The 2,769-nt window shown below is 69.5% G+C and carries 4 protein-coding genes and 1 pseudogene; 4 read left to right on the top strand and 1 reads right to left on the bottom strand.

From position 1 onward, the window contains the following. The 4 genes and pseudogenes from A612_RS17235 to erpA form a co-directional block, all read left to right on the top strand. Window positions 1-182, top strand: a pseudogene (locus A612_RS17235) (hypothetical protein); the annotation flags it as partial. A 166-nt stretch (window positions 183-348) separates the two neighbouring features. Then, window positions 349-777: a 50S ribosomal protein L13 gene (gene rplM / locus A612_RS01530; protein ID WP_019372853.1), complete on the top strand. Its 429-nt coding sequence runs from the start codon at window positions 349-351 to the stop codon at window positions 775-777. A gap of 9 nt (window positions 778-786) precedes the next feature. Next, window positions 787-1,179 (top strand): 30S ribosomal protein S9, encoded by a 393-nt coding sequence (gene rpsI / locus A612_RS01525; protein WP_019372852.1) that lies wholly within the window; start codon window positions 787-789, stop codon window positions 1,177-1,179. Window positions 1,180-1,433: 254 nt separating this feature from the next. Then, the gene (gene erpA, locus A612_RS01520; RefSeq protein ID WP_019372851.1) at window positions 1,434-1,808 is read left to right on the top strand and encodes an iron-sulfur cluster insertion protein ErpA; all 375 of its coding nucleotides are present in this window, start codon (window positions 1,434-1,436) and stop codon (window positions 1,806-1,808) included. 125 nt (window positions 1,809-1,933) lie between these two features. Here erpA and A612_RS01515 read toward each other — a convergent pair. After that, window positions 1,934-2,769: anhydro-N-acetylmuramic acid kinase (locus tag A612_RS01515; protein WP_019372850.1), on the bottom strand; the 836-nt coding region annotated here is incomplete at its 5' end.

Here is a 2,769-nt window from a genome sequence, read left to right as displayed (position 1 = left end):
AGCCCGCGCCGCGGCGCGTGGCCGGGCCCGAGGAGGCCTGCGCGTCGTCGAACTTCCTCGCCCGGCCCATGTGCATCCACCAGCAGTGCCAGCAGCCCGCCCTGGCGGGCCACCCGACCTGCGTGGCCGAGCGCCAGCGGCGCGAGGAAGAGGCGCGGCGCCGCCAGATGTACTCGCAGTAGCAGCAGGGGGCTGGCGCCCGTGCTGCGATCCGCCATATAATGACCGGCTTCGCAGCGAAATCTCAGGTCCCGCGGCGAAGCCACGCACCCGCCTAAGAGGCTCAGCCTGATAAGAGCACCGACCGCGGAAAAGGACCGCCCACCTCTTTTTCGACAAGAGAAACCCATGACCACAATCAGCGCGAAGCCCGCTGAGGTCGTGCATGAATGGTTTGTGATCGACGCCACCGACAAGGTGCTCGGCCGGGTCGCCAGCGAAGTGGCCCTGCGTCTGCGCGGCAAGCACAAAGCCATCTACACGCCTCACGTTGACACCGGCGACTACATCGTCGTCATCAACGCATCCAAGCTCAAGGTGACCGGCAACAAGGCCACCGACAAGATCTACTACCGCCACTCGGGCCATCCGGGCGGCATCACCGCCACCAGCTTCCGCGAGATGCAGGCCAAGCACCCCGGCCGCGCCCTCGAGAAGGCCGTCAAGGGCATGCTGCCCAAGGGCCCGCTGGGCTACGCCATGATCAAGAAGCTCAAGGTCTATGGCGGCGGCGAGCATCCGCACAGCGCGCAGCAGCCCAAGGCGCTGGAAATCTAAGGAGCCGAGATGATTGGTGAATGGAACAATGGCACCGGCCGCCGCAAGTCCAGCGTGGCCCGCGTGTTTCTGAAGAAGGGTTCCGGCAAGATCACGGTGAATGGCAAGGACATTCAGCAGTATTTTGGCCGCGAGACCTCGATCATGATCGCCAAGCAGCCGCTGGTGCTCACCGACCATGTCGAGACCTTCGACATCCAGGTGAACGTGCACGGCGGCGGTGAGTCCGGCCAGGCCGGCGCCACCCGCCACGGCATCACGCGCGCGCTGATCGACTACGACGAGACGCTCAAGCCCGCCCTGAGCGCCGCCGGCTTCGTCACGCGCGATGCGCGCGAGGTGGAGCGCAAGAAGGTCGGCCTGCACGCCGCCCGCCGCGCCAAGCAGTTCTCCAAGCGCTGATCGGCGCTGGCCCTGCTGCGCCGCTCCCGGCCCCACTGGCGCATCGCGCCGGTGCCCGGAGCGGACCCCAAAGACCGCCGCTCTGGCGGTCTTTGCGTTGGGGCGGCTTGCGCCGGCGGCAAGCGTCCCCATCTACAAGGCCATGGCGGCGGGTGGCAAAAGCCCGTACGCCCGCTGGCGGCAAGCCGCACCCGGTCGGCAGCGCCGCCGCGCTTGTCTTAATATTGACCTTCAAGCTTGCCAAGGAGCCGTCCATGAGCGCCGTTGCCGACAACACCCCCACCGAAATGCCCACGCCCATCCTGTTCACCGACAGCGCCGCCGCCAAGGTGGCCGACCTGATCGCCGAGGAGGGCAACCCCGACCTGAAGCTGCGCGTGTTCGTGCAGGGGGGCGGCTGCTCGGGCTTCCAGTACGGGTTCACCTTTGACGAGATCACCAACGAGGACGACACGACCATGACCAAGAACGGCGTGTCGCTGTTGATCGACGCCATGAGCTACCAATACCTGGTGGGCGCCGAGATCGACTACAAGGAAGACCTGCAGGGCGCCCAGTTCGTGATCCGCAACCCGAACGCCGAAACCACCTGCGGCTGCGGCTCGAGCTTCTCGCCCACGGAACACTGAAGGCTGCTTCCCCGAGGCCCTGCCGCGCTCCGGCAGGCCCCGCGCGACACAACCGCCTTCGGGCGGTTTTTTTGCGCCGCTCTGGCGCTCCCGCAGCGCCTGCGCCCCTGCCGGGGCGGGCCGGCTCAGGCGGGGTAGATCGCGCCCAGGATGCGCGGCCCGCGCGCCCCGGTCACGGCCGGCAGGCTGCCCGCCAGCCCGGCCACGCACTGGTGCGCAAGCCAGGCGAAGGCTGCCGCCTCGACCTGCAGCGGCGGCAGTCCGCGGTCCGCCGAGCTGCCGACCTCGACTCCGGGCAGGTGTGCCGCCAGCCGCGCCATCAGGTGCGCGTTCAGGGCGCCGCCGCCGCAGACCACCAGTGCGCGGCAATCCGGTGCATGCCGCTGCATCTCCTGGGCGCACGCGTGCGCCGTCAGCTCGGCCAGCGTCGCCTGCACGTCCTGGGGCGCCGCGCCCGTGCAGCCGGCAGCCTGCAGCGCACGCTCCAGCCAGTCCATGTGAAAGAGATCCCGTCCGGTGCTCTTGGGTGGGGGCAAGGCGAAGAAGGGCTCCGCCAGCATGGCGCCCAGCAAGGACTGGAGCACCTGTCCGCTGGCGGCCCAGGTGCCGCCCGCGTCGTAGGGCCGGCCGGTGTGGCGTTCGCACCAGCCGTCCATCAGGGCGTTGGCCGGGCCGCAATCGAAGCCCACCGGATCGCTGCCCGGCCGCAGCACACTCAGGTTGGCGATGCCGCCGAGGTTGAGCACCGCCACGGTCCGCTGCGGATCGGCGAAGGCCTGCCGGTGGAAGGCGGGCACCAGCGGGGCGCCCTGGCCGCCCGCCGCCACGTCGCGGCTGCGAAAATCCGCCACCACGGCGATGCCGCTGCGCTCGGCGAGCAGCGCCGGGTTGTTCAGCTGCAGGGTGTAGCCGGTGCCGTCGTGCATCCCGGGCTGGTGGCGCACGGTTTGGCCGTGGGCGC

The sequence above is a fragment of the Melaminivora alkalimesophila genome (assembly GCF_000282995.1).
In the GTDB taxonomy this organism is placed as follows: Bacteria; Pseudomonadota; Gammaproteobacteria; order Burkholderiales; family Burkholderiaceae_C; genus Melaminivora; species Melaminivora alkalimesophila.
Note: the sequence above shows the minus strand (reverse complement) of the source record. Positions and strands in the feature narration are given on the sequence as shown.

Bases quoted from the DNA above. Each gene is read 5' to 3' on its own strand.
- erpA (WP_019372851.1), top strand. From the start codon at position 1,434: ATGAGCGCCGTTGCCGACAACACCCCCACCGAAATGCCCACGCCCATC.
- rplM (WP_019372853.1), top strand. From the start codon at position 349: ATGACCACAATCAGCGCGAAGCCCGCTGAGGTCGTGCATGAATGGTTT.
- rpsI (WP_019372852.1), top strand. From the start codon at position 787: ATGATTGGTGAATGGAACAATGGCACCGGCCGCCGCAAGTCCAGCGTG.